31 protein-coding genes and 1 tRNA gene are annotated in these 25,471 nt (G+C 65.1%); 11 read left to right on the forward strand and 21 right to left on the reverse strand.

Translation table 11 applies throughout. The features are described from left to right. Window positions 1-2 precede the first annotated feature (2 nt). From C0V78_RS13385 to trmD, 4 genes are all read right to left on the reverse strand, one after another. A complete protein-coding gene (locus C0V78_RS13385) occupies window positions 3-1,028 on the reverse strand; it encodes an aspartate-semialdehyde dehydrogenase (protein WP_101798647.1) in 1,026 nt (341 codons plus the stop codon). A 53-nt stretch (window positions 1,029-1,081) separates the two neighbouring features. Further along, entirely contained in the window at window positions 1,082-1,693 is a 612-nt protein-coding gene (locus tag C0V78_RS13390; protein WP_101798430.1) for a DUF1287 domain-containing protein, read from the reverse strand. A gap of 122 nt (window positions 1,694-1,815) precedes the next feature. Continuing rightward, complete coding sequence (gene rplS, locus C0V78_RS13395) at window positions 1,816-2,184, reverse strand: 50S ribosomal protein L19 (RefSeq protein WP_101798431.1); 369 nt, start codon at window positions 2,182-2,184, stop codon at window positions 1,816-1,818. A 6-nt stretch (window positions 2,185-2,190) separates the two neighbouring features. Then, window positions 2,191-2,928 carry a tRNA (guanosine(37)-N1)-methyltransferase TrmD gene (trmD, locus tag C0V78_RS13400; protein ID WP_101798432.1) on the reverse strand — a complete coding sequence of 246 codons (738 nt, stop codon included), beginning with the start codon at window positions 2,926-2,928 and terminating at the stop codon, window positions 2,191-2,193. 80 nt (window positions 2,929-3,008) lie between these two features. On the opposite strand from trmD, the gene C0V78_RS13405 reads away from it, so the two are divergent. Continuing rightward, window positions 3,009-3,857 (forward strand): N-acetylmuramoyl-L-alanine amidase, encoded by an 849-nt coding sequence (locus C0V78_RS13405; protein WP_158241565.1) that lies wholly within the window; start codon window positions 3,009-3,011, stop codon window positions 3,855-3,857. Here C0V78_RS13405 and C0V78_RS13410 read toward each other — a convergent pair. The 6 genes from C0V78_RS13410 to C0V78_RS13435 all read right to left on the reverse strand — a co-directional run bounded on the left by C0V78_RS13410 (window position 3,854) and on the right by C0V78_RS13435 (window position 7,245). Beyond that, on the reverse strand, window positions 3,854-4,144 hold the full coding sequence (locus C0V78_RS13410) for a hypothetical protein (protein WP_101798434.1): 291 nt from the start codon (window positions 4,142-4,144) through the stop codon (window positions 3,854-3,856). The genes C0V78_RS13405 and C0V78_RS13410 overlap by 4 nt on opposite strands. Window positions 4,145-4,171: 27 nt before the next feature. Next, window positions 4,172-4,663 (reverse strand): ribosome maturation factor RimM, encoded by a 492-nt coding sequence (gene rimM, locus C0V78_RS13415; protein ID WP_101798435.1) that lies wholly within the window; start codon window positions 4,661-4,663, stop codon window positions 4,172-4,174. Between the two features lie 6 nt (window positions 4,664-4,669). Further along, window positions 4,670-5,143, reverse strand: a complete 474-nt coding sequence (gene rpsP, locus C0V78_RS13420; RefSeq protein ID WP_101798436.1) for a 30S ribosomal protein S16 — start codon at window positions 5,141-5,143, stop codon at window positions 4,670-4,672. A gap of 41 nt (window positions 5,144-5,184) precedes the next feature. After that, complete coding sequence (ffh, locus tag C0V78_RS13425) at window positions 5,185-6,672, reverse strand: signal recognition particle protein (protein WP_101798648.1); 1,488 nt, start codon at window positions 6,670-6,672, stop codon at window positions 5,185-5,187. A gap of 85 nt (window positions 6,673-6,757) precedes the next feature. Continuing rightward, window positions 6,758-6,833 (reverse strand) — tRNA-Ala (locus C0V78_RS13430). Window positions 6,834-6,930: 97 nt separating this feature from the next. After that, on the reverse strand, window positions 6,931-7,245 hold the full coding sequence (locus tag C0V78_RS13435; RefSeq protein WP_101798437.1) for an FYDLN acid domain-containing protein: 315 nt from the start codon (window positions 7,243-7,245) through the stop codon (window positions 6,931-6,933). 188 nt (window positions 7,246-7,433) lie between these two features. Between C0V78_RS13435 and aroA the strand changes: the two genes are divergently transcribed. From aroA to gloB, 5 genes are all read left to right on the forward strand, one after another. Then, the gene (gene aroA / locus C0V78_RS13440; RefSeq protein ID WP_101798649.1) at window positions 7,434-8,762 is read left to right on the forward strand and encodes a 3-phosphoshikimate 1-carboxyvinyltransferase; all 1,329 of its coding nucleotides are present in this window, start codon (window positions 7,434-7,436) and stop codon (window positions 8,760-8,762) included. After that, window positions 8,759-9,385 carry a d(CMP) kinase gene (locus C0V78_RS13445; RefSeq protein ID WP_101798438.1) on the forward strand — a complete coding sequence of 209 codons (627 nt, stop codon included), beginning with the start codon at window positions 8,759-8,761 and terminating at the stop codon, window positions 9,383-9,385. The genes aroA and C0V78_RS13445 overlap by 4 nt, the downstream gene beginning before the upstream one ends. 10 nt (window positions 9,386-9,395) lie before the next feature. Beyond that, window positions 9,396-9,743: a cytochrome c gene (locus tag C0V78_RS13450; protein ID WP_101798439.1), complete on the forward strand. Its 348-nt coding sequence runs from the start codon at window positions 9,396-9,398 to the stop codon at window positions 9,741-9,743. A gap of 262 nt (window positions 9,744-10,005) precedes the next feature. Further along, window positions 10,006-11,712 carry a 30S ribosomal protein S1 gene (rpsA, locus tag C0V78_RS13455; RefSeq protein ID WP_101798440.1) on the forward strand — a complete coding sequence of 569 codons (1,707 nt, stop codon included), beginning with the start codon at window positions 10,006-10,008 and terminating at the stop codon, window positions 11,710-11,712. A 100-nt stretch (window positions 11,713-11,812) separates the two neighbouring features. Further along, the gene (gloB, locus tag C0V78_RS13460) at window positions 11,813-12,574 is read left to right on the forward strand and encodes a hydroxyacylglutathione hydrolase (protein WP_101798441.1); all 762 of its coding nucleotides are present in this window, start codon (window positions 11,813-11,815) and stop codon (window positions 12,572-12,574) included. Between the two features lie 12 nt (window positions 12,575-12,586). Here gloB and C0V78_RS13465 read toward each other — a convergent pair whose 3' ends face one another. From C0V78_RS13465 to C0V78_RS13515, 10 genes are all read right to left on the reverse strand, one after another. Beyond that, window positions 12,587-12,886, reverse strand: coding sequence for a hypothetical protein (locus tag C0V78_RS13465; protein WP_101798442.1), 300 nt, complete (start codon window positions 12,884-12,886; stop codon window positions 12,587-12,589). A 10-nt stretch (window positions 12,887-12,896) separates the two neighbouring features. Further along, window positions 12,897-13,841, reverse strand: coding sequence for a hypothetical protein (locus C0V78_RS13470; protein ID WP_144039919.1), 945 nt, complete (start codon window positions 13,839-13,841; stop codon window positions 12,897-12,899). Window positions 13,842-13,960: 119 nt separating this feature from the next. Beyond that, window positions 13,961-14,515: a hypothetical protein gene (locus C0V78_RS13480; protein ID WP_144039920.1), complete on the reverse strand. Its 555-nt coding sequence runs from the start codon at window positions 14,513-14,515 to the stop codon at window positions 13,961-13,963. Then, window positions 14,508-14,999 carry an ATPase gene (locus C0V78_RS13485; RefSeq protein WP_101798445.1) on the reverse strand — a complete coding sequence of 164 codons (492 nt, stop codon included), beginning with the start codon at window positions 14,997-14,999 and terminating at the stop codon, window positions 14,508-14,510. Before C0V78_RS13485 ends, C0V78_RS13480 begins: the two co-directional genes overlap by 8 nt. Window positions 15,000-15,079: 80 nt before the next feature. Continuing rightward, window positions 15,080-15,307, reverse strand: a complete 228-nt coding sequence (locus C0V78_RS13490; protein WP_101798446.1) for a F0F1 ATP synthase subunit C — start codon at window positions 15,305-15,307, stop codon at window positions 15,080-15,082. 48 nt (window positions 15,308-15,355) lie between these two features. Next, window positions 15,356-16,117: a F0F1 ATP synthase subunit A gene (locus C0V78_RS13495; protein ID WP_101798651.1), complete on the reverse strand. Its 762-nt coding sequence runs from the start codon at window positions 16,115-16,117 to the stop codon at window positions 15,356-15,358. 93 nt (window positions 16,118-16,210) lie between these two features. Next, window positions 16,211-16,531, reverse strand: coding sequence for an AtpZ/AtpI family protein (locus tag C0V78_RS13500; RefSeq protein ID WP_101798447.1), 321 nt, complete (start codon window positions 16,529-16,531; stop codon window positions 16,211-16,213). A 195-nt stretch (window positions 16,532-16,726) separates the two neighbouring features. Beyond that, window positions 16,727-17,146, reverse strand: a complete 420-nt coding sequence (locus C0V78_RS13505; RefSeq protein ID WP_101798448.1) for a YdbL family protein — start codon at window positions 17,144-17,146, stop codon at window positions 16,727-16,729. Next, window positions 17,146-17,376: a YnbE family lipoprotein gene (locus tag C0V78_RS13510; RefSeq protein ID WP_254049949.1), complete on the reverse strand. Its 231-nt coding sequence runs from the start codon at window positions 17,374-17,376 to the stop codon at window positions 17,146-17,148. Before C0V78_RS13510 ends, C0V78_RS13505 begins: the two co-directional genes overlap by 1 nt. Window positions 17,377-17,423: 47 nt before the next feature. Further along, complete coding sequence (locus C0V78_RS13515; RefSeq protein ID WP_101798449.1) at window positions 17,424-20,633, reverse strand: YdbH domain-containing protein; 3,210 nt, start codon at window positions 20,631-20,633, stop codon at window positions 17,424-17,426. Between the two features lie 68 nt (window positions 20,634-20,701). Here C0V78_RS13515 and radC point away from each other — a divergent pair, with 68 nt between their 5' ends. Together radC and C0V78_RS13525 are read left to right on the forward strand one after the other, a co-directional pair. Continuing rightward, a complete protein-coding gene (gene radC / locus C0V78_RS13520) occupies window positions 20,702-21,421 on the forward strand; it encodes a DNA repair protein RadC (RefSeq protein ID WP_371514447.1) in 720 nt (239 codons plus the stop codon). A gap of 16 nt (window positions 21,422-21,437) precedes the next feature. Then, window positions 21,438-22,163: an NRDE family protein gene (locus C0V78_RS13525; protein WP_101798451.1), complete on the forward strand. Its 726-nt coding sequence runs from the start codon at window positions 21,438-21,440 to the stop codon at window positions 22,161-22,163. Here the strand turns inward: C0V78_RS13525 and C0V78_RS13530 are convergent. Further along, window positions 22,160-22,963, reverse strand: a complete 804-nt coding sequence (locus C0V78_RS13530; protein ID WP_101798452.1) for an alpha/beta fold hydrolase — start codon at window positions 22,961-22,963, stop codon at window positions 22,160-22,162. The two genes, C0V78_RS13525 and C0V78_RS13530, sit on opposite strands and share 4 nt — an antisense overlap. Window positions 22,964-23,038: 75 nt before the next feature. Between C0V78_RS13530 and purB the strand changes: the two genes are divergently transcribed. From purB to pyrF, 3 genes are all read left to right on the forward strand, one after another. Continuing rightward, on the forward strand, window positions 23,039-24,352 hold the full coding sequence (purB, locus tag C0V78_RS13535) for an adenylosuccinate lyase (RefSeq protein WP_101798453.1): 1,314 nt from the start codon (window positions 23,039-23,041) through the stop codon (window positions 24,350-24,352). A 63-nt stretch (window positions 24,353-24,415) separates the two neighbouring features. Then, window positions 24,416-24,721: a lipopolysaccharide assembly protein LapA domain-containing protein gene (locus C0V78_RS13540; protein WP_101798454.1), complete on the forward strand. Its 306-nt coding sequence runs from the start codon at window positions 24,416-24,418 to the stop codon at window positions 24,719-24,721. 10 nt (window positions 24,722-24,731) lie between these two features. Next, entirely contained in the window at window positions 24,732-25,409 is a 678-nt protein-coding gene (gene pyrF / locus C0V78_RS13545) for an orotidine-5'-phosphate decarboxylase (RefSeq protein WP_101798455.1), read from the forward strand. The last annotated feature ends 62 nt before the right edge of the window (window positions 25,410-25,471 follow it).

Genomic DNA, 25,471 nt, shown 5'->3' on the forward strand with positions numbered 1-25,471 from the left:
CCTTACCCCTTCTTCAGGTGCCGCCGTCCCAGCAGTTCCGCGATCTGCACGGCGTTGAGCGCGGCGCCCTTACGCAGGTTGTCGGAAACGCACCACAGCGAGAGGCCGCTGTCGACCGTCGGATCCTCGCGCACGCGGGAGACGAAGGTGGCATAGTCGCCCACGCACTCCACGGGGGTGACGTATCCACCATCCTCGCGCTTGTCGACGAGCATCACGCCGGGGGCCTCGCGCAGCAGGTTCTGGGCCTGCTTGGCGGAGATTTCCTCCTCGAATTCCACGTTCAGCGCCTCGGAATGGCCAACGAAGACCGGCACGCGCACGCAGGTGGCGGTGACCTTGATCTTCGGGTCGAGGATCTTCTTGGTCTCGGCCACCATCTTCCATTCTTCCTTGGTCGAACCGTCGTCCAGGAAGCTGTCGATGTGCGGGATCACGTTGAAGGCAATCTGCTTGGTGAACTTCTTCGGTTCGGCAGAATCGCCGACGAAGATGTTGCGGCTTTGCTCGAACAGCTCGTCCATGCCTTCCTTGCCCGCGCCGGAGACCGACTGGTACGTGGCGACGACGACGCGCTTGATCTTCGCCGCATCGTGCAGCGGCTTGAGCGCCACGACCATCTGCGCGGTCGAGCAGTTAGGGTTGGCGATGATGTTCTTCACCTTGTACCCGTCAACCGCATCGGGGTTCACCTCGGGCACGACGAGCGGCACGTCCGGGTCCATGCGGTAAAGCGACGAGTTGTCGATCACCACGCAGCCGGCGGCAGCGGCCTTGGGTGCAAAGGTCTTGGTTGCTTCCGATCCGACGGCGAACAGGGCCATGTCCCAGCCGGTGAAATCGAAATGCTCGAGGTTCCTGACCTTGAGCATCCGTCCGGTCTCACCGAATTCGATCTCGTCACCGGTCGACCGGGCAGAGGCGACCGCGGCCACCTCGTCACAGGGGAACTCACGCTCGGCAAGGATATTGAGCATCTCGCGCCCGACATTGCCTGTCGCGCCGACGACTACCACGCGGTATCCCATGTCCATGCCTTTCGGAAAATTGATGTCTTCGCCGCGCCTCTAGAACAGCGCGGTCACACCTTCCAGCGGAAACGCCCGATCATCCGCCCGGCAGAGGCCAGCTCCTCTTCCTGCGTGCCCTGCCCCATATTGTGAATCACCAAGGGCTGGCCATGCGGCGAGAGGCGATCAGAGACCACGCCGGTGTGGGGCAGCCTGCCGCCAACGAGCGAGGAAAAGACATCGCCCGGCTGCCAGTCCGCAAGCGGCTGGCGCGCGCCGGCGCGGTCCCAGAAGCGTTCGAGATTGGGCACGCGGCGGTGATCGATGCTGCGATCCGGCCGGTTGAGCCCCCAGCGGCGCGGATAGGCGGAAAAGGCGCTGGCCATGTCCCGGTGGACCTCTGCCTGCAGGTCTATGCCCAGGGCATCGCGATAGGCGCGGATGACGACATCAGTGCACACGCCCTTGATCCGCGGCACATCGCCACCGGGATAGGCAAGCACGGTGTAGGCAGGATCGTAGGTCAGCGTCACGCCGATCTGGCGCCGAGCCGCCTCGATCAGGGCGCGTGCACGCGGGCTGGCAGCGCGAGGCTCGGCGCGGACGGAGTCAGGGGTGCAGGCCGCAAGGCCGAAGGCAAGCCCGCCGGCAAGCACCTGGCGGCGATCGACTGGCTTGGGCATGGCTCCTCCTCGCTCCGCGAGGGTCCTCGTCCATCATGCCTGAACGGCGGCTGTCCGTGCAAGCAAAAGGGGCCCCGACCGCAGTCGGAGCCCCTTTGATTTCCGCCGCATGGGCGAGAGCCTTAGCCCTCGTTGCGGACGTCGCGGCGCTCGGCGATACGGGCGCGCTTGCCGGTGCGGCCGCGCAGGTAGTAAAGCTTGGCGCGACGCACCACGCCCTTGCGGACGACGGTGATGCTGTCGATGTTCGGCGAGTAGAGCGGGAATACGCGCTCAACGCCTTCACCGAAGCTCATCTTGCGGACGGTGAAGTTCGAACCGATGCCCTTGTTGGCACGGGCGATGCAAACGCCTTCGTAGTTCTGAACGCGGGTGCGTTCACCTTCGATGACCTTCACGCCGACGCGCACGGTGTCACCCGGGCGGAATTCGGGAATATCCTTGGCGGCCTTGGCGATTTCCTCGGCCTCGATCTGCTGGATCAGGTTCACTGGTCCTCAGTCCTTCTTTTCGCGCCGCGCGCCAGAGGCAGGCTGGACCCGAGCGTCCTCATGACGCTCCCAAAGGTCCGGTCTGCGTGACCGTGTATCGATCTCGGACTGGAGTTTCCGCCAGGCCGCGATCTTCGCATGATCCCCCGATCGCAGCACTTCAGGGATCGTGCGCCCTTCCCACTCAGCGGGTCGGGTATAGTGCGGGTATTCGAGGAGGCCGTTCTCGAACGACTCCTCGGTCCCGCTCGAAGCCGCGCCCATTACGCCGGGAAGCAGCCGAATGCAAGCGTCTAACAGCATGATCGCCGCCGGTTCGCCGCCCGAAAGCACGATGTCGCCAACGGATACTTCTTCTACCTGCCGGCCTTCAAAGATCCGCTCATCGAATCCCTCGAACCGCCCGCACAGAACGATCACTCCGGGACCGGCCGCAAGCTCGCGCACGCGGGCCTGGCTGAGCGGCTTTCCGCGCGGCGTCATGGCGATTACCGGCGCATCCGGATTGAGCGTCCGGGCATGGTCGATGGCAGCGCCGAGGACGTCCACGCGCAGCACCATTCCGGCCCCGCCCCCCGCAGGCGTGTCGTCAACCGTCTTGTGCTTGTCGATCGCAAAGTCGCGGATCTGCACTGTCTGAAGCGCCCATTTCCCCTCCTCGCGCGCGCGACCGGCAAGGCTGAGGCTAAGCGGCCCGGGGAACATCTCGGGATAGAGGGTCAGGACGGTGGCGGCGAAAGTCATGGAACGTGCCTTTCGTCCAAATCGCGGGCCGGTGCAAATGCTCACTTGCCCGCGCCATCCCTGCAGGCAATGGTATGGCCATGCGCAAGTCCCTGGTTTTGACGCTCGCCCTTGTCATTGCTCCCGTCCCGGCCCTTGCCGAGGAGATCGGCGAGTGCCGGTTCGATCGCGACAGGCTGGCCTTTGCCGGGACCCCGCTGGAGCAGGCCACCTGCCTGCTGCGCAAGATCGAGCTGTTTGCCGAGCGCAAGCCGCAACCGCTTCCCAAGGTGATCGCGGGGCTGATGCGCGATGGCGGCGCTCCCACCGCCGCACAGAAAGCAGCGGCCCTGGCCGCCTTTCCCGAGCCTTACCGCTCCTATGCAACCGAGCATGCCGATGCGCCGGTTTCGCAGACCGAGGAAGGGCATCCGCTGCAATATTTCGTGATTCACGACACCTCGACGCCGTTCTACGAATATGCGCCGTTCCCCCGGAATCTGAACAACGATCCGCAAGTGAATGCCTTCCAGCCTTACATGGACGGCACCTTCGCGCGCGAACCGGTTGCCCATATCTTCCTCAACCGCGTCGGGCAGATCTGGGCGGGGCACGAATTCCGCGAAGGCTGGCGGGCAACCAAGCTGGAAAGCCGCGTCGTCGGGCCACGGGCGCGCGGGCGTTTCGTCCATATCGAGACCGTGCAGCCGCGCCGGTTTGTCGGCGATGCCACCACCCGCGCACGCACCGAAGGTCCGAAGCCGGGCTTCACCAAGGCGCAATACCGGATGCTGGCGGCGCTTTACGTCTATGTCAGCGCACGCGCGGGCAAGTGGCTGATCCCGGCGCAGCACAACACAGTTGACGCTGGCATTCCCGACGCCCACGACGACCCTCAGAACTTCGACCTGAAGGCCTTCGGCAAGGAGCTTGAAAGGCTGCTGCGTTAACGTCCGCGGCTGGCGGCAAGCCCGACCGGAAGGCAGACGCACAGTGCGATCACCACGGCAGCCATCAGCGTTGCGGCAATTGCGATCGGCACCGGGTTATCGATATTGCCGGCGCGGCCCACGGTTATGGCGAAAGGCAGCAGCGGCAGCAGGGCGCCCAGCGGCACCGCGATGACCAGGGCCTGTCGGCGCTGCATCGCTTCCGAGCGCAAGAGCAGCCTGGTCAATATCCAGGTAAGCAGCGCAGGCAGCAGGAACAGGCAGGCGAGCATCAGCAGCGAGGACATGGCCTGACCTTTCGAATCGGCAAACCGTCAGTCGAGCGTATAGGCCTCGGCGATTAACAGGCGCTCATCGTTCCATTCGTGCACGGCTTCGGCGCGCATCGGCACCATGAAGCGCTTGCCGTTGGCGCGGCGGATCTCGATCACATCGCCTGCGCCATAATTCTCCACCGCGATCACCTCGCCCAGCACCTCGCCACTGGTCGAATGGGCGGCAAGGCCGATCAGGTCGGCGTGGTAGTATTCACCCTCGCCCAGTGCCGGCAGGGCTGTGCGCGGCACCGTCAGCGCCGTGCCGCGCAGGGCTTCGGCGGCGGTGCGGTCCTTCACTTCGGCAAAGCGGGCGATGGCGCCGCCCTTGCCGTCGTCCTTCAGCTTTTCGAGGCTGAGGGCCGAATCGTTGAAGGCGCGGAATCGCCGAAGCGAATCCACGCCTTCACCGAACAGCTTCAGGCGAACCTCGCCCGAAACGCCGTGCGCACCGGTGATGGCGGCAAGCGTGACGGGACGGTCCTTGCCCAAGGGTGCTTAGCCTTCAGCCTGCTCTTCAGTGGCTTCGGCAGCCGGAGCTTCCTCGGCAGCAGCTTCAGCCGGAGCGGCTTCTTCAGCAGCCGGAGCTTCCTCGGCCGGGGCAGCAGCAGCAGCGGCGGCGGCCTCTTCGGCTTCACGCAGCTTCTCGGCCTTTTCCTCGGCGCGGTCCTTGGCCTTCTGGCCGGGCTCACCCTTCTTGGGGTTGTTGGTCGGCGCGCGTTCCTTGAGGCCGGCCTTGTCGAGCATGCGGGCAACGCGGTCGGTCGGCTGGGCGCCAACGCCGAGCCAGTAGTTCACGCGGTCTTCGACGAAGCGGACGCGGTTGGCGTCATCCTTGGCGAGGAGCGGGTTGTAGGTGCCGACCTGCTCCAGGTACTTGCCGTCACGCGGGGCGCGGCTGTTGGCAACGACGATCTTGTAGTACGGGCGCTTCTTGGAGCCACCACGCGAAAGACGAAGGGAAACAGACATTTGAACTACCTTTCAAAGCAATCAGATTAATACGGTTGAACTCATTTCTTCAGAAGATCGTTGAGGTTTGACGGCAGGCCCGGGCCACCGGGGCCACCCAGTCCGGGCAGGCCAGCACCGCCCATTCCGCCACCAAGGCCACCCATGCCGCCCATGCCGCCCATGCCGCCGCCGCCCATGCCGGGCAGGCCCTTGCCGAACAGCTTGCCGAGCGCGCCGAGTCCGCCCATCTTCTTGATCTGCTTCATCGCGCGTTCCATCTCCTGATGCATCTTCAGGATCTTGTTGACGTCCTGCACCTGGGTGCCGGAGCCATTGGCGATACGGATCTTGCGCTTGGCGTTCAGCAGGTCGGGGCGGGCGCGCTCCTTGGGCGTCATCGAACCGATGATCGCATCCATGCGCAGCAGCACCTTGTCGTCCATGCCGGACTGTTCCATCGCCGCCTTGGCCTTCTTCATGCCCGGCAGCATCCCGGCAAGCGCGCCGAGGCCACCCATCGACTGCATCTGGCGAAGCTGGGTGCGCAGGTCATTGAGGTCGAACTGACCCTTGGCCATGCGCTTGGCCATGGCCTCGGCCTCTTCCTCCTTGATCGTCGCGGCCGCCTTTTCGACGATCGAGACGATATCGCCCATGCCGAGAATGCGGCTGGCGACACGGCCGGGATGGAAGACTTCCAGCGCGTCGAGCTTTTCGCCCATGCCGGCGAACTTGATCGGCTTGCCTGTGACCGCGCGCATCGAAAGCGCCGCACCGCCGCGCGCATCGCCATCCATGCGGGTGACGACCACGCCGGTCAGGTCGACCTGCCCGGCAAAGCTCTGCGCCACGTTCACCGCATCCTGGCCGGTGAGCGAATCGACGACGAGCAGCGTTTCCTTGGGGGCAGAGATGGCGGCAACCGCCTTCATCTCTTCCATCAGCGCCTGATCGACGTGGAGACGGCCCGCCGTATCGAGCAGCAGCACGTCAACCGCCTGCAGCTTTGCCGACTGCAAGGCGCGAGTCGCGATGTCGACCGGCTGCTGGCCGGCAACGATCGGCAGGGTCAGCACGTCCACCTGCTCGCCCAGCACGCGCAGCTGTTCCTGCGCGGCGGGACGATTGACGTCGAGCGACGCCATCATCACCTTCTTGCCGTGCTTTTCCTTGAGCAGCTTGCCCAGCTTGGCGGTGGTCGTCGTCTTGCCCGAGCCCTGCAGGCCGACCATGAGAATCACCACCGGCGGCGCTGCGGCAAGATCAAGACCGGGCACTTCGGTGCCGCCGAGCATCTCGACCAGCGCATCGTTGACGATCTTCACGACCTGCTGGCCGGGCGTGACCGACTTCAGGACCGACTGGCCAACCGCCTTTTCGGTAACCTCGTCAATGAAGCGGCGCGCCACCGGCAGGGCGACATCGGCTTCCAGCAGCGCGATTCGCACTTCGCGCATGGCATCGCGCACGTCCTGCTCGTTGAGCGCACCGCGCCCACGCAGCTTGTCGAAGACGCTGCCGAGGCGGTCTGACAAGGTGTCGAACATGGACCAAAACTCCAAAACGCGAAAAACGCCGGTGGACGAAACCTCGTCAACCAGCGTGAAAATCTGCAATCTAATTCATCAGGACTGGTGGAGCCGAGGGGGATCGAACCCCTGACCTCTACAATGCCATTGTAGCGCTCTCCCAGCTGAGCTACGGCCCCGTACCATTCCATCCGGCCAGCCCTGGGAGGCCAACCTTCTCTCCCGCATCAGCGAGAGGCCGCCCCTCTAGTTGCGGCCTCCGCGCTTGGCAAGAGCTTAATTTTCGTCTCCGTCACCATCTTCGTTGATGCCGACGCCAAGGTCGTCATCGCCGCCGAGATCGACGTCGTTGTCCGGGCTGTCGCCGTCTTCATCGATGTCGAGGTCTTCCGCCAGATCGACGTCGGCAACTTCGCCTTCCTTCTTCTGGACTTCCTCATAGGGAATCGGCTGCTTGGACTTGAGCACCGGCTCGGGATGCCAGGCATAGCCGCATTCGATGCAGGTGACCGGGTCATCCTTGCCCAGATCGTAGAAGCGGGTGCCGCATTTCGGGCAGCCGTGCTTGGCGCCCCATTCAGCCTTGACCATGTCAATTCCTCGATGTGCCCGCCGTGTGTGGCGAAGCGAACCTATGCAAATCCTATGGGAAACAGGTTGCGCCTGTCCCAGCGCGGCGCGCGCCTTGCCATAGAGAGCCCGCGCTGTCAAAAGCCGCGCGCATTTCACCCCCTTCCTGCCAAAGGCCGATCCTCTTGAGCCCTGCCGATCCTTCCCAGATGCGCCCCCGCCGTTTCCGCCCCGCCGGGTCGCTGCGGGGAGAGATTCGCGTTCCGGGCGACAAGTCGATCAGCCACCGCTCGATTATGCTGGGTGCGCTAGCCGTCGGCGAGACTCGCGTGACCGGCCTGCTTGAGGGTGAGGACGTGCTCGCCACGGCCGCTGCCATGCGGGCCATGGGCGCGACGGTGGAGCGCAGCGATATCGGCGAATGGAGCGTGCACGGCGTCGGCGTCGGCAGCCTGCTCCAGCCCGAAGCCCCGCTCGACATGGGCAATTCCGGCACGTCCACCCGCCTGCTCATGGGCCTTGTCGCCAGCCACGCGATCAGCGCCACTTTCATTGGCGATGCCAGCCTTTCCAAGCGCCCGATGGGCCGCGTGATGGAACCGCTAGGTCTGATGGGTGCCGCCTTCGAGGCCAGCGAGGGCGGCCGCCTGCCGCTGACCGTGCGCGGGGCCTTTCCCGCCGTGCCGATCGAATACCGCCTGCCGGTCGCCTCGGCTCAGGTGAAAAGCGCCATCCTGCTCGCCGGGCTCAACACGCCGGGCGTGACCACGGTGATCGAACCCGTTCCCACCCGCGACCATTCGGAACGGATGCTGCGCGGCTTCGGCGCCCAGCTTTCGGTCGATGAAGTCAAAGGCGAGCGCGTGATTCGCCTGCATGGCGAGGCAGAGCTCAAGCCGCAGGTGATCGAGGTGCCGGGCGATCCATCGTCGGCAGCCTTCTTCATCGTTGCCGCACTGGTGGTACCGGGCAGCAAGCTGCTGGTCCGCAATGTCGGCCTGAACCCGACTCGCGCCGGCCTGATCGAAGTGCTGCGCGACATGGGTGGCCGGATCGAGGAAGTCGACCGGCGCGAAGTGGGCGGCGAACCCGTTGCCGATCTTCTGGTGTCCCACAGCGCGCTCACCGGAATCACGGTCGATCCTGCGGTGGCACCCAGCATGATTGACGAGTTCCCGGTGTTCTTCGTTGCCGCTGCACTTGCCGAAGGGCGCACCGTGACGTCCGGCCTCGACGAACTGCGCGTCAAGGAAAGCGATCGCCTGTCCGTTATGGCAGCTGCACTTGCTGCCGCAGGCGCACGTGTGAGCGAGAGCGAGGATGGCCTGACTATCGATGGCACCGGCGGAGAGCCGCTGGCGGGCACGGACGGCGCCATCGCCACGCATCTCGACCATCGCATTGCCATGTCGATGGCGGTCGCCGGACTGGCGAGCGTCCGGGGCGTGGAGGTGGACGATACTCGGCCCATTGCCACCAGCTTCCCGCTGTTCGAAGAACTCCTGGCCAAGGCAACCGACAGCGAGGCGGCACAATGATCATCGCCGTCGATGGCCCCACGGCATCGGGCAAGGGCACCATTGCCAAGGCGCTTGCGGCCCATTTCGGCCTGCCGCACCTCGATACCGGCCTGCTCTACCGGGCGGTTGGCAGGCAGTGCGCGCTGAATGGCGGCAATCCCGACGATCCTGCCGACGCGCTTGCCGCCTGCGCCTTTGCCGATGGCCTGCTGGCCGATCCCGAACTGCGCAGCGAAGCGAGCGGCGGACTTGCCAGCCGGGTTTCGATCCACCCGCCGGTGCGCCAGGCGCTTTACGAACGCCAGCGCGCCTTCGCCACGCAGCCCGGCGGCGCGGTGCTCGACGGGCGCGATATCGGCACGGTCATCGCGCCCGAGGCCGAGGTTAAGCTGTTCGTCATTGCCAGCGTGGCGGCGCGTGCCGAACGCCGCTTCCGCGAGATGCAGGAGCAGGGGCGCGCAACCAGCCTTGACGATATCGCCGCCGACCTGGAGGCGCGCGACCGCCGCGATGCCACCCGGGCGACCGCCCCCCTGCTCGCCGCCGAGGACGCCGTCGTGCTCGATACATCGCTGCTCACCCGCGACGAGGCGATCGCAAGGGCCATCGCGCTGGTGGAATTGCAGGCCGCAAAGCGATAAGGCCTTGGCAATGAAAGCCGCCCTTCCCCTCGCCCTGCTCTCGCTGATCCTGTCCGGCACCCCGGCCAACGCCCGAGCGCTCTCCGATTCGGCGCGCCGCGGCCTTGCCCTTGGCGAAGCGCGCTGCGCCGCCTGCCACGGCGTGACGGCCAATGCCACCTCGCCCGAACCGGAAGCGCCAACCTGGCAGGACATCGCCAATCGCCCGGGCACGACCAGCGTAACCCTTCGGCGATTCCTGCGCGATTCGCACAATTATCCCGCGGCCATGAAGTTCACCATGAAGCCGGGGCATATCCGGGATCTCGCGAACTACATCGCCACGCTCAAGCGCAAGGGCTACAAGCCGGAGATCTAGCGGCTTCGCCCGCTCCCGCCGCTGTGGCCGAATGCCAGGCGCAGGTCCGGCGCAACTCACCCCAAAATCCTTGCTTTTCCGGCATTCAGCGCCTAAGCGCCGCCGGTCCCCGAAAGCCCTGGCTGGAAAGGACCTTCGCTGCGGCATCCGGCCCGGCGGGGATCTCGGCCCTTTTGGCCCGCACCGGGATGGTCCCGATGCGGAGAAAAGACCAGCGGATACAACCGCTTGGCCGGAAACAACGATAGAGGAAACTCAACCTATGGCATCTTCTGCCAATCCGACGCGCGACGATTTTGCCGCGCTGCTCGACGAATCTCTCGGCGGCGCCGCCAACGGCGGTTTTGAAGGCCGTGTCGTCAAGGGCACCATCACCGCAATTGAAGGCGACAAGGCTGTCATCGACGTCGGCCTGAAGAGCGAAGGCCGCGTGGCCCTGCGCGAATTCGCCATGGCTGGTCAGCCGCACGGCCTTTCCGTGGGCGACGAAGTGGAAGTCTACGTCGACCGCGTCGAGAACGCCGACGGCGAAGCGATGCTCAGCCGCGACCGCGCCCGCCGCGAAGCCGCCTGGGACAAGCTCGAAAACGAATTCGGCGAAGGCAAGCGCGTTGAAGGCGTGATCTTCGGCCGCGTGAAGGGTGGCTTCACCGTCGACCTCGACGGCGCCGTGGCCTTCCTGCCCGGTTCGCAGGTCGATATCCGCCCGGTTCGCGACGTGCAGCCGCTGATGGATATCCCGCAGCCCTTCCAGATCCTCAAGATGGACCGTCGCCGCGGCAACATCGTTGTCTCGCGCCGCGCCGTCCTCGAAGAAACGCGCGCCGAACAGCGTTCGGGCCTGATCATGAACCTGGCGGAAGGCCAGATCATCGACGGCGTCGTGAAGAACATCACCGACTACGGTGCCTTCGTCGACCTCGGCGGCATCGACGGCCTGCTCCATGTCACCGACATGAGCTACAAGCGCGTCAACCACCCGAACGAAGTCATCAATATCGGTGACACCGTGAAGGTCCAGATCATCCGCATCAACCAGGATACCCAGCGCATCAGCCTCGGCATGAAGCAGCTGGAATCGGATCCGTGGGACGGCGTCGTCGCCAAGTACCCGGTCGGTGCGAAGCTCAAGGGCACTGTCACCAACATCACCGAATACGGCGCCTTCATCGAGCTGGAAGCCGGCATCGAAGGTCTGGTGCACGTTTCGGAAATGTCGTGGACCAAGAAGAACGTCCACCCCGGCAAGATCGTCTCGACCTCGCAGGAAGTCGATGTCGTGGTGCTCGAGGTCGACAGCGACAAGCGCCGCATCAGCCTTGGCCTCAAGCAGGCCCAGCAGAACCCCTGGGAAGCCTTCGCCGAGAAGCACCCGGTCGGTTCGACCGTGGAAGGCGAAGTCAAGAACGCGACCGAATTCGGCCTGTTCATCGGCCTCGATGGCGACGTCGACGGCATGGTTCACATGTCGGACATCGCCTGGGGCATCTCGGGCGAGGACGCTCTGGCCCTGCACCGCAAGGGCGAGCAGGTTTCGGCCATCGTTCTTGACGTCGACGTCGAGAAGGAACGCATCAGCCTCGGCATGAAGCAGCTTGAAAAGGGTGCTCCGGCTGCTGGCGTCGCCGCTGCCTCCTCGGGCCTGAAGAAGAACCAGGTCGTCACCGTCACCGTCCTCGAAGTCCGCGATGGCGGCCTCGAAGTCCAGGCTGGCGACGATGGCGCCACCGGCTTCATCAAGCGTTCGGACCTCGGCCGCGACCGCGACGAGCAGCGCCCCGACCGCTTCCAGGTTGGCCAGAAGCTCGACGCGATGATCACCGGCTTCGACCGTTCGAAGAAGCCGAACTTCTCGGTCAAGGCCCGCCAGCTGGCCGAAGAAAAGGAAGCCGTGGAACAGTACGGTTCGTCGGATTCGGGTGCCTCGCTCGGCGACATCCTGGGCGAAGCGCTCAAGGCGAAGAAGTAAGCCCCGACCGAAAGGTCAGGCTCAAAGCAAGGCCCGTCCGGAACATTCCGGGCGGGCTTTTGCTTTCCTACCGGGCGCAGGATGTGGCATGAGGTGCGCCATGATCGAAGTCCACCAGTTCCCCTGTCTCGATGACAACTACGGCTTCCTCGTTCACGACAGCCTGAGCGGCGAAACCGCCTGCATCGATACTCCCGATGCCTCTGCCTACCTGCGCGAAGCGGGGGCAAAAGGCTGGCAGATCACCGCAATCTGGAACACGCACTGGCATCCCGACCACGCCGGCGGCAACGAGGCGATCAAGGCGGTAACGGGCTGCACGGTGATCGCCCCGACTGGCGACGCCGAAAAGATCCCGGCGGTGGACCGCGTGGTCAAGCCCGGGGAGCTTGTCATGCTGGGCGATTGCCAGGCCGTTGTGCTTGACGTGGGCGGGCACACCAATGGCCACTGCGCCTATCACCTGCCGGGCGCGCACATTGCCTTTGTTGGCGATTCGCTGTTTGCCCTCGGTTGCGGACGGATGTTCGAAGGCACGGCCCCGCAGTTCTGGGCAAGCTTGCAGCGGCTGAAAGCCCTTCCGGCCGATACGACGCTGTACTGCGCGCACGAATACACCGCGAGCAATGCCCGGTTCGCACTCCATGCCGATCCGGAAAATGCCGCCTTGCAGGACTATGCCGCCGCCATCGACAAGGCGCGAGCCGCGGGCCGGCCTACCGTGCCGTTCAGCCTTGCCCGCGAACTGGCAACCAACCCCTTCCTGCGCGCCGACGATGCAGCGCTGCAGGCACGCTGGGGCCATCCGGGCGATGCCGTCGCCACCTTCGCCGCGCTGCGAGAGGCGAAGAACAACTTCTGAAGCTGGGCTGGCCTAGTCGAAGATGCCGACGGCCAGTTCGGCCCACACCAGCAGGAACGCCAGCGCGACAGCCGCGATCGTCGCAAACATGGCCGCGCGGGTGCGGATAAAGCGGACGGCCAGCTCCATAGCCAGACCTGCCCCGCCGATAAGCACGGCCGCAGCAAGGAAATCTTCCGGCCCCCAGTTGACCTCCGGCGTCACTTGCATGGCCACTGCCGGAAGCAGCAGCATGAAACCGGCAAGCCCCCAAAGCGCAAGGCGCAGGCGGCTGGTTTGCTGGGGCAGGTTATCGTCGTAGATCGTGCTCATGGCTGGCAGGTTACCCCAATGCGCTGCCGGAGGCCATCCCTTGCGCCCAGCGCAGCAAGGCCTTGCGCGGCCAGACCATCATCCACACTTCGGGCCGGTAACGACCTTCGGCGTGGAGTTGCCGGCGCTGCGGCGAAAAGCGCAGGGCATCGGCGGCGGCGCGGGGATCTGCACCGACCCTGAAGAAGGCCGCACCGGCGCTGCGCGGCGGACCGTTGATGAATTCGAAGTCCGGACCGAAGGCCGCCAGTGCCGGGTCATGCCACCAGCTGGCGCTCATGACGCCGCGAATCCGGGGATTTGCGCTGAGCACCTGTGCAAGCCGGCGGTAGAGCAACAGATACCCTTCCGCGTTGAAGTCCCCGATGGCCTGACGATCGAAATGCAGTTCGATCATCTGCCGGAAGCCGCCGCAGCGGACCAGCATGTGCCATGCCGCACCAAACGCCTGCCCTGCTCCTCCCGATGCCAGCAGGCGGCGGGGGACCCCGGCGCAAGGGTCTAACGCTTCTACGCCGCAGGCAATCAGCTTGCCGCGCGCCAGGCCAAGGTCGCGCAGGAAGGCTGGACGACCGAGGCTGAAGTATCCGGGCTTGGGGTTGGCTATGGCACCGGCCATGCGCTCGACCTCTGCGGCATGAAGCGCTGCCACGTCTTGCGGCAGCGAAACGGAGCGGTCAGGGCCGTGCTGAAGCATGACCAGCAAGGCCAGGCTGAGCCAAGCCTGCAACGCCTCGGAGCCTGCACTCGTCTCGAGAGCAGCCGCCATTTCGCGTGCTTCGTCCGGCACTACGGAGAACGGGCGGTGCGCAGGCAGGGCACGGAAAGCAGCGACGAAGCGCTCAGGAGGATGGTGGTCGAGAACGCCGGGGGCGATCGTCTCCAGGAGCTGCTCTACGGCTATCCGTGTCTCAGGGAGACTGCCGCCCTCGATTGCCATGATGCCTTCGGCCATGGCGCCGATGTCCGGCAGGTCCGCAGCTTTGTCAATCAGCGCAGCCTGCTGGCCTAAAACAGAAAACCCCCGCCGAAGCGGGGGCCTTCCGAATTCAGCCGTCGCTGAAAACTGGGATATCAGATCGAGCCGATGGCCTCGTCAACCAGGGCCTTGTCAGCCTTGGCGCCGTGATTGTCGGCGATCAGGCGGGCGGCCGCAGCGGCTGCTGCTTCCGCAGCGCGGTTGCGCAGTTCGTCGACCGCACCGCGTTCGGCGGCAGCGATCTTGTCCTGCGCCATCTTTTCGCGGCGGGCGATCATCGCCTTGGTATCGGCAGAAGCCTTGGCGACAATGGCCTCGGCCTCGCCCTTGGCATGCTCGAGCATTTCCGCCGCGTCCTTTTCGGCATTGGCGATCTTGTCGGCATATTCCTTGCGCAGGGCTTCCGCTTCGGCGCGAAGGGCCTTGGCTTCGTCGAGCTGCTTCTTGATCTCGGCGATCGAGGCATCGAGACCCGAGGTCAGCATCTTGGGCACGCCGAGCTTGAGGGCGATGCCGATCAGCACCGCCATCGACAGGGCAACCCACATCGAAGGCGTCAGGCCGAGCGCGACGGGGCCGGCGTGTTCACCGCCATGTTCCGCAGCAGCCGCAGCACCGTGGCCGGCAGCGAGGAGAGCGAGCTTAAGCATTGAGCAGCTCCTTCACGGCCTTGTCGGCCAGCTTGGCATCGACCGCCGAACCGGTGAGGCGCGAGACGATCTCGCCGGCGGCATCGCTGGCGATACCGGCAATTTCACCGAGGCCCTTGTCCTTGGCCGCACCGATGCGGGCTTCCGCTTCGGCGAGCTGGGCATCGATCTTTTCCTGGGCCTTGGCCAGGCTCTTTTCGGTAGCCGTTGCCGCCTTGACCTTGGCCTGGGCGATCAACGCCTGGGCTTCGGCACGCTGGGCGTTCGACTGGACCCGCCAGGCTTCTTCCTCGGCGTCGGCCTGAGTACGGGCAGCTTCGGCCGCGGCAAGGTCTGCTGCGATCTGGCTGTCACGCGCTTCGACGGTCGCCATCACCTTGGGGACCATGCCCCGGCCGATGACGAAGAATACGATGCCGAAGAAGACCAGCATCCAGAAAATCTGGCTGGCATAGGTTTCGGCGAGCTGCGCTATCTGGGGCATTGTCGAGTCCCGTGCGGGCGAATCCGGAAACTGACCGGCCGGAGCGGACCCCGGCCGGCTAAGTCAGGTGCAATCGAAGGTCAGGCGACGAAGATCAGGATCATCGCGACGACGAACGAGAGCAGGCCGAGAAGTTCCGCGGCGGCGAAGCCGATGAACAGGCGGCCCTGCTGGCCGTCAGCCGCACCCGGATTGCGCAGCGCGCCTTCAAGGAACGAACCGAAGACGTTGCCCACGCCGATGGCGGCCATGCCGGCGCCGATGGCAGCGAGACCAGCACCGATCAGCTTGGCGCTTGCAGGTTCCATGGTACTAACTCCTCTTTCTCAAATTCGTGTTGGAAGGAAAATAACAGCTTAGTGAAGGTGTTCGGCGTCGTTGATGTACAGCGAGGTCAACAGCGCGAAAACGTAGGCCTGGATGCCGGCAACAAGGATTTCCAGCGCGCAGATCGCCACCATCAGCGCGAAGCTGAGGATCGAGACGACCGGGCCGATACCCATGCCGGCGTTGATGCCGGAGATGACGAAGCCGGACAGCACTTCCAGCAGCACGTGACCTGCCATCATGGCCACGAACAGTCGCAGGCCGAGGCTGAAGGGACGCACCAGGAACGAAGCCAGCTCGATCACGAAGATCAGCGGGATCATCGGCAGCGGCGTGCCGTGCGGCACGAACAGGCTGAAGAAGTGCAGCTTGTGCTTCCAGAAGCCGACGATCAGCACGATCGCGAACGACAGGATGGCAAGCACGCCCGTCGCCGTGAAGTGGCTGGTGAAGGTGAAGGGATGGACGCCCGGGATGAGGCCCAGCGGCAGCAGGCCCAGCACGTTGGCGAACAGGATGAACATGAACAGCGAGAAGACGTAGGGAACGTACTTCTTGCCGGCCTTGCCGATGTTGGCCGAGAGCAGGCTGTCGATGAAGCCGGTCATGCTTTCGACCGCCATCTGCCAGCGACCCGGCACCAGCTGGCGCTTCATGCCGCCCCAGACGAAGATGAACAGCGCCACGGTGGCAATCGCCATCCACAGCGAAGAATTGGTGAAGGGGATGTCAAAACCCGCAATCTGCCAGTGATCGGTGCCGAACATCGGCTCGATCGTGAACTGGTGCATCGGATCAACTTTGCCCTGTTCGGCTGCCACGCGCCTTGCCCTCTTGCCTGCCTGTGCGAACGCGGCACCCCTAGCAGCCCCCTTGTCGGGAGCCTAGTCGGGACGCCGGTTCGAAATCCGGATGATGTTCCTGAAGGCGACGATGATCCCGAGGAACAGCATCACCAACAGACCCCAGGGCGACGTATTGGCGAACCGGTCAATGACCCAGCCGATCAACGCGCCGCCTCCGATACCCCCAACAAGCTCCGAGAGCACCTTGGAACCCATGCGATAGTTCGCATCGGTGCCTGTGCCAGGAGCCGGCCGGTTGCGCTGTTCTTCCCGCTCTTTCGCGGCTTGCAGCCGCTTTTCGAGCGAATCGATCCGCGCATCCTCGGCAATGGGGTCCCGTGCGGGCGACTCATCGTTCATGCCAGTTCCCCTTTCAGGAAAGTTAGGCACGCTCAACGGCTGCCCGCCGAGGGCGCCGCCCCCTTAGCAGAGGTGCCCCTTGAGTCAACACGCTGCGCTGCACTTGCGAAAGAGCGCCCGCGCGATGGAAAGGTTCCCGGCAAATGGCCTGTGCATAAGAAAAAGGCCCCGCCGGATCGACGGGGCCCTGTCTGGTCAGTTCGCGCCATCCGCATCGAGCGACTTGGGACACGATGGATGCAACTGCGGCGGAGCCCCCGTGCGAGTGGCCCACGAGCCATCGGGCGCCTGGTACTTTTCGCCCCGCTCGGTCCGCATGATCGCCACGCAACCCGCTGCGAAAGCGTAGTTTTCGGGTGTCTTCTTCAGTTCCTGCGCGGCTTCGAAGAACACCTTCTTGCGCTGGATGTTGATGTCGGCGACCATCTTCTTGATCTCGGGACGCGGGGTGCCAACCGCGCCGAGATAGCCATCCATGCGCTCGCCCACCTCGCCTGCGGCGCGCGCTGCGGCATAGGCGGGATCGCGATCGGCAAGCGCCGCACTCGCACCGAAAATGCCGGTCGCCACGGCAATCGCGGCAGAGGCCTTCAGGAGAGACAAACGGGCAGTCATCAGAAAATATCCTTGTGCTGATCCATCGTCCGTGCCGCATCCTGCGCCAGCTGGACGATGAGTTCATGCTTGATGTTGATGTTCAGCTCGATGACGATCGGCTTGTCGGGCGCATTTACCGAGACACACCCGGAAAGCGCACCCGTCGCCATCATCGCGCCGGCCATCTTCACCGCCATCGCACTTCTGCTCCGGCCCGAAAGCCGCCCTGCCTTGCCAAATCCCTGCATGGGCAGGTCTTTCGCAAGCCGGACGCTTCCGGTCAATTCTCGTTGCTTCATGGCTTCTTCTCGCTTTCTGGAGACTGAATGACGGCGTCCGGCTTTTCGAGGACCGGGCCATTCTTCGGCACAAGCCCTTTCAGCGTGGCGTCTTGCTGCACCTCTTCCACCTTCTTGCGGACATAGGTTTCAAGGCTTTCCGGATTGGTCAGCAGGCGCATGCCGAACAGCACCTCATTGAACGGCCCGCGCACGTTGACGTTGAAGCGCAGTGGCAGCCGGGCAACCTGCCGCGTGATGAGATTGCTCTTCGCGGCCTTGCCCTGCGAAATCCCGTCAAAGCGGATGCGCGTGACGAATTGCCCGGCAAGTGCGCCGTCCAGGCTGATCTGCATCGTCCGGTAGTCGAGCGAACGCAGCGCCTCGAAGGCGAAATTGCCCATGGCGGAGAGGTCCTTGTAGGTCAGCTCGCCGATGTAGGAGACATTGCCTCCGGGCGGGCGCGAAGCGAGGCGACCGCCTTCGACCCGTCCCCCGTTTTCATCGAACACCAGCGGCAGTGCGCCGTCGAACAGGCCCGTGGCGGAAATGTTCGCCATTTCCGACTGTTCGATGAACCGTTCGGCGCTGATCCCTTCGACCTTGAGGACATAGCGGCGCACTTCTGCCACCCCCAGCGTCATCTGCGTGGGCAGCAGTTCGAGCGTGCCATCAAGGAAAGGCCATTTCGCGTGGTTTATCGCCAGAACCCGACCCGGGCGCAGCTCGAACCTCATGCGGCCGTCAACGGCTTCGATGCCGGGATTGATCGAGGCGATGCGCAGTTCCTGATCGGGGGCCGTGACGAGGCCGAGCAGATCGGTGAAGGTCACAGTGCCGGCCACGCCCTTGGCCGGACCGAATGCGGCGCCGAAATCGAGGCCTTCGCTCTGGAAGGTGCCCTTGCTGGAAACGGTCGAGCCTGACCAGTCGACCTGCCCCGAACCGGTCACGATGCCGCGCGCATCGGCGATCACGCCAAGCGCAAGCGGGGTGAGATCGTCCGGCTGAAGCTGGCGGTCGAAGGTGATTCCCGGCACTGACAGGCCGGCACTGCCCGCCTGAGTGTCGAGGTCGTGAGCGATCTTCGCCTCGACCACCGGCCGGCCGCTTGCCGGATGGCGCAACAGGGCTTCGGCGGTAATCCTGTTGTCGGCCAGCTCCAGGACTGCGCCTTGCGCCACCAGCGGGTTGAAGCGATCGACCTGCTCGCGGTCAAGCAGGCGGAATTCGCCTTCGCTGAGATTGAGCCTGCCGGCGGCAAAGCGCCACTTGCCGCGCGCTTCGGCGATGTCGAGCGGGACGGTGCCGATCCACGCCTGCGTATCGGCGAACGTGCCGGAGAATTCGCGCCCGACATCTGCCTTCAGCGTACCGATGGCGAAACGCACCGGGCTTTCCCCCTGCCCCAGGGTCACGACCAGATTGTCTGCGGATAATGTGCCGGGGTTAGAGAAGGTCGCCGCACCGCTGGCAATGGTGATCGGGGTCTGCTTGAGCCGCCCGGCGAGTTCGATTCGCGCCGCGCGAGCCGATATGGCGGTGCCGCGCCCGCCGGAACGAACAATGGCCCCGCCCGCGCCGGGGCAAAGATCCAGCGAATCGCGGTTCAGCACCAGTCCGGCATAAGTCAGAGAAGCAAAGCGCAACTGGCGACAGCCACGCCACACCTCAAACTCGCGGCCCGGCACCCACCTGCCATCGATCGGCAGTTCGAGATCCTGCACCCGGCCGCCGGGGATCGCTCCACTGGAGCGGGCCTTGCCGACAAATCCGATTGTACCGTCCGCCGCCTGCGCGAGCGCCAGTTCGGGAAGAGCCAGCCGGGCATCGCGGGCGGCATAGTCGGCCATTGCCATGCGGATCAGCGTCGTGCCGCGCGCGCGCCGCTCCATCCGGCCCGTAATGCGCGGCATGCCCACACCGCCCGTGGTAAAATTGCCCGCCACGCGCGGCGCCGGTGCGCCACCGCTGACAAGCTGGAGGCTGGAAACGGCAAGAATCACCTGCCCGGTGCCGCCGGTAACCGCCGCTTGCGGCACGATCAGGTTGGTGACTTGCCCGGTCTGCCGCAGCAAGTATTCGGCCCGCAGGCGGCTGCCCGGCGCATGGCGTGCCAGCGCTCCACGCAGCTGCGCCAGCAGGGGCTCGCCCAATGTGCCCTTCGCCGAGCCTTGCGCCGATGCAAGCGCGCCATCGACCTGCCGGCCCATCTGCAGGTTCGCGGCATCGAGCGTGCCGTCGCTTTCAAGGCGTGCGAGGGCATCGGCGCCACGAACCATGCCCTTGAGTGAAACTGCGGAGGCAGAAAGCTGCGGCGATGCCAGCGCGCGGGCCTTCAGATCGTACCGGGCGGTAAGCGCCTGCTTGCGATAGGTCAGGTCGACGGAGCCGCCCACCTGGTCCAGCCGCGCATCGCCATAGCCGGCCGAGGCAACGAGCGGCACCATCCGGGCATCGGCGCCGCGAAGATCTGCATCGACCGTCCCGTCAACCTGCACCGCAGCCTGTCGCAGGCTCGCACCCGCCCCGGTGCAGGCGAGCGAGGCAAGACGCAGCGGCCCCTTGAACTTCGGCTTTTCCGATGCGGTTTCCAGCCTGCCATAGAGCGAGGCGCCTTCGGCAGTGCAACCGGCCAGCGACAGGCGCAGCGCAATCGCGGCGATTTCCCCGGCGAAACCGGAGCGCAGGTTGCCCTTGCCCTCAAGCTTGATGCCGACAGGCCCCATATCTCCATCGATCCGGGCCCGGGCATCCTCAAGCGCCAGTTCCATGTCCGGCAGGCGGAACGGCGCCTGCGGCTCGCCCTCGAACAGCACCTTGTCGAGGCTGCCAAAGCTCAGCTTGCCATTGCGGTAAGACCCGTAAAGCATTGGCCGGACGAGTTTAATCTCACCCAGCGAAGGCCAGCCGAGGCGCATGGCGATCGCTACCTCGGCGCGCTCGATGGTCAGGTCTGGTCGGACGGGATCGCCGATGACGAGATCGGTCAGCACTTGCCGTCCCGGGCCGATCTCGGTGATCTTGTATCTTGCGGGAAGACCGGCCTTTTCCAGCTCGTTGCCGATGATGTTGTCGGCAATCTTCTCGCGATTGAGCCAGGCAACTGCCAGTAGGAAGGCAAGGACCAGCACGACGAGGCCGAGGACGCGCGGCCAGCGACGAGGGCGCAGGCTCGCCTCCGCCTCCTGCGGCTCCCCGGCAGTCTCGACCGTCTCTTGCGTCATCGTCTCACACTTGCGCCCAAGCCCTTGGAAAGGCAATGCTGCCCGCCGGATTGCGGGGAGCTGAACCCTTGGCCGAGGGCGAACTGTTTGACACGGGCGACGATACGAAAAAGCCGGGGCACGATGCCGGCGGCCACCGATCGCGCCTGCGTGCGCGGCTGATCGCTGGGGGTGAAGATGCACTCGCCGACCATGAAGTGATCGAATACCTGCTGATGACGGCAATTCCGCGGCGGGATGTAAAGCCGCTGGCCCGCACGCTGGTGGAGCGCTTTGGCGGGCTGGCGGGCGTGCTTAACGCGGATGCCCGCACGCTGGCCAACCATCCCGGCATGGGCGAGACGAGCGCTGCTGCAATGAAGATCGTTGCCGTCGCAGCCCGCCGAATGGCCCGGGCTGCGGTGAAGGAGCAGCCGGTGCTGGGATCGTGGCAGGCGCTGATCGATTACCTGACCATCGCCATGGCGCACCTGAAGGTTGAGCAGGTACGCGTGCTGTTCCTCGATATCCGCAACCGCCTCATTGCCGACGAGGTGCAGGGCGAAGGCAGCCTTGATGAGGCCGCGATCCATCCGCGGGAGGTGATCCGCCGCGCACTCGATCTTGGCGCCGGTGCGATCATCCTCGTCCACAATCACCCGTCAGGTTCGCCCGAGCCAAGTCGCGCCGATATCCAGATCACCAACCGCATTGCCGAGGCGGGACGGCTGCTCGGCGTGATCGTGCACGATCATGTCATCATCGGAACCCAGGGCCATGTCAGCCTGAAGGCGAAGGGGCTGATCTGATGCACCCGATCCTGCCATGTGCGTAGCCGCCCTTGCCTGGAACGCGCATCCGCGCTGGCGGCTGGTCGTGATCGCCAACCGCGACGAGTTCCACGAACGCCCCACGGCTCCGCTTGAGCGCTGGCCCGATGGCACCCTCGCCGGACGCGACCTGCGCGCCGGCGGCACCTGGTTGGGCGTGAACGAAGCGGGACGATTCGCGCTGGTCACCAACCACCGCGTTGAAGGCTATCCAAAGCCCGACCGGCTGAGCCGCGGCGGGGTGGTCACCGGCTGGCTGGACGGATCGGGTCTGGGGCAAACTGCGGCCATGAACCCGTTCAACCTGTTCTGCGCCGATGAGCGTGGCCTGCTCTTTGTGACCAACTGGCCGGATGAGGATATCCACCTGCCCGCGGGCCTGCACGGCATCTCCAATGGCCCGTTCGACCGCCCATGGCCCAAGGCCCAGCAGCTGTGTGCGGCACTTGGCGGGTGGCTGGAGGCGGACGGTAGCTCGTTCGATCCCCTGTTCGCCGCGCTGCGCGACGAGACTGCGCGGGAACCGGTCGACAGCCACCAGACCGATCCAGAGCCGCGCCTATCCGGCGTGTTCATCCGCGATCCAATCTACGGCACGCGCTGTTCGACCATCGTGGCCGTCGGCAGCGACGGAAATGGCGTGATCGAAGAGCGTCGCTGGTCGCCGCAGGGCGAATGCAGCGGGATCACCGCCATCGGCTTCAGTTGGCCGGGCAGCTAGCGCGCAGGGTTTGCGGCCAGCCAGTCCAGCATCAGCCGGCTGTAGAGTTCGGGATGCTCGGCCATGGGGATGTGCCGTGCCTCGGCAATTTCATGGTACCGCGCACCCGCAATGCGATCGGCGATCAGGCGGTTGCCCTCAGCCGGGGTGCCGGGATCGTCGTCCCCGCAGATGACGAGCGTGGGCGCGGAAATCCGTGGAAGGCGATCCACCACATCGAAGGCAAAGATCGCATGGGCGCCCGAAACATAGCCCGCCACCGGGCAGGCGCTGACCGTGCCGTGCACTTGCCGCCAGCGCTCGGGCCGACGCGTCCTGAAGCCGGCGGTGAACCAGCGCTCCATCGTATCATCGGCTATCGCGCCGACTGACGCTGCGGAGGCAATCGCTGCGAAGCGGGCATCCCAGATGTCCTTGCCGGCAGGGACAGAGCGCGCCGACGTGCCTGAAAGCAGCAGCGAATGCAGGCGGTGGGGATGATCCAGTGCGAACTGCTGGCCGATCATCCCGCCGATCGACACGCCGCCGAGGTGGACCTTGCCTATCCCCAGGTGGTCGAGCACCGTCACCACGTCCGCTGCAAGCTCCCCCATGTCATAGCTGCCTGCGGTTGCGCCCGAGCCGCCATGCCCGCGCATGTCCACGCGCAACACGCGATAACCCGCCCCCAGCAAGGGCCCGACCTGGTCCGCCCAGATGCCCATGTCGGAAGAAAGCGTGTGCAGCAGGCAGACCACCGGCAAGGCATCATCGCCAACGCTGTCAAAGCAAATGGTGTGGCTTGGCGCCTTCAGCAGCATGGCTCTCCCCTTGCTTAAATGTCCGTGCCCCCCTAGCGGCTCGTCGCGGATAGTCCAAACGAACCGGAGTCGAACATGGTCCCCCGTTATGCCCGCCCCGCGATGACCGCCATCTGGGAACCGGAAGCGCGCTACAAGATCTGGTTCGAGATCGAAGCCCACGCCACCGAGAAGCTCGGCGAACTCGGCGTGGTCCCGCCCTCGGGCGCCAAGGCGCTGTGGGACTGGTGGGCGACCAACCCGGCCATCGACGTTGCCGCCATCGACGCGATCGAGGCTGTGACCAAGCACGACGTGATTGCCTTCCTTGACTGGGTCGCCCAGCAGGTCGGCCCGGAAGCGCGCTTCATGCACCAGGGCATGACCAGCTCCGACGTGCTCGACACCACGCTCGCCGTGCAGCTCGCCCGCGCCGCGGACCTGCTGCTCGAGGACCTCGACGCCCTGCTCGCCGCGATCAAGCGCCGCGCCTATGAGCACAGGTACACCCCCACTATCGGCCGCAGCCACGGCATCCATGCCGAGCCGACCACTTTCGGCAAGAAACTGGCCGAGGCCTATGCCGAATTCAGCCGGTGCAAGGTGCGCCTGCAGAACGCCCGCGCCGAAGTGGCAACCTGTGCGATTTCGGGCGCGGTCGGCACCTTCGCCAACATCGATCCCTCGGTGGAAGAATATGTCGCCGACAAGCTTGGCCTCTCAGTCGAGCCGGTTTCGACCCAGGTCATCCCGCGCGACCGGCACGCGATGTTCTTCGCCACGCTGGGCGTGATCGCCAGCAGCATCGAACGCCTCGCCACCGAGATCCGCCACCTCCAGCGCACCGAAGTGCTGGAAGCCGAGGAATACTTCTCGCCCGGCCAGAAGGGCTCGTCGGCCATGCCGCACAAGCGCAACCCGGTGCTGACCGAAAATCTCACCGGCCTTGCCCGCGTGGTCCGCTCCGCCGTCACCCCGGCGCTGGAGAACGTGGCGCTGTGGCACGAGCGCGATATCTCGCACTCCTCGGTCGAGCGCTACATCGGCCCGGATGCCACCATCACGCTGGATTTCGCCCTCGCCCGCCTGACCGGCGTGGTCGACAAGCTGGTGATCTATCCCGAGCGGATGCAGAAGAACCTCGACAAGATGGGCGGGCTTGTCCACTCCCAGCGCGTGCTGCTGGCCCTGACGCAGGCGGGACTTGAGCGCGACGCCAGCTACCGCCTGGTCCAGCGCAACGCGATGAAGGTCTGGGAAAGCGACGGCCAGCTCTCGCTGCTCGAACTGCTCAAGGCCGATCCCGAAGTCAGCGCCGTGATGTCTGCCGCCGAACTGGAAGAGAAGTTCAACCTGGACTATCACTTCAAGGCGATCGACACGATCTTCGCGCGGGTGTTCGGCGAGTAGCTTGCCCCGGCCGGGCAACCGGCCTAGCATCTGCCGCAAACGAACGGGAAAGGGTCTGATCCCATGCAGATATTCCGAACGGTCGTCTGGGTCGTGCTGGTGATCGCGCTGGTCATCTTCGCGGTGAACAACTGGAACGTCGTCCAGGTGAAGATCTGGGAAAACCTGGTCCTGGAAACCAAGCTGCCGGTGCTGGTGCTGGTTGCCTTCCTGCTCGGCCTGCTGCCCATGTGGCTGCTGCACAAGGGTACGCGCTGGCGGCTGCATCGCCAGATTTCCAGCCTGCAGGACGCCGCCAACGCAGCTGTCGCGCCGTCGCTTTCGACGACCAACCTGGCCGAAGCCAACCCCGACAATCCCGCCAACTGACGGAGCCAATGTGAACCCGATCTATCTTGCCCTCGACCTTCCCCGCCTCGACGCCGCGCTCGCGCTTGCGCAGAAGGTGAAGGGCCATGTCGGCGGGCTGAAGCTGGGGCTGGAATTCTTCTGTGCCCACGGCCACCACGGCGTTCACGAACTGGCCCATGTCGGCCTGCCAATCTTCCTTGACCTTAAGCTGCATGACATCCCCAACACGGTGGCTTCGGCCATGCAGGCAATCCACGTGCTGGAGCCGGCAATCGTCACCGTCCACGCGGGCGGTGGCCGCGCCATGATGGAGGATGCCAAGGCCGCAGCCGGAGAGAACACCAAGGTCGTCGGCGTGACCGTGCTGACCAGCCTCGATGATGGTGATCTTTCCGCCACCGGTGTTGCCGGCTCGTCGCACGATCAGGTGCTACGCCTTGCAGACCTCGCGCATGACGCGGGGCTCGATGGCATCGTCTGTTCCGGGCACGAAGTGGGTGAAGTGCACAAGCGCTGGAAAAACGGCTTCTTTGTCGTTCCCGGCCTGCGTCCGGCCAATGGCAACAACAACCACGCCGACCAGAAGCGCATCGTAACCCCGCGACAGGCGCGCGATGCGGGTGCATCGGTGCTCGTCATCGGGCGGCCGATCAGCCGTGCGGAAGATCCCGTGGCCGCCGCCCGGGCCATCGAAGCCACGCTCTGAGTCTGCGCTGCCGGGGTTCAGGCCCCGGTCAGCCGGAGGCCTGCAAGCCCCGTGCAACGAAG

The sequence above is a fragment of the Novosphingobium sp. TH158 genome, from assembly GCF_002855555.1.
GTDB lineage: Bacteria > Pseudomonadota > Alphaproteobacteria > Sphingomonadales > Sphingomonadaceae > Novosphingobium.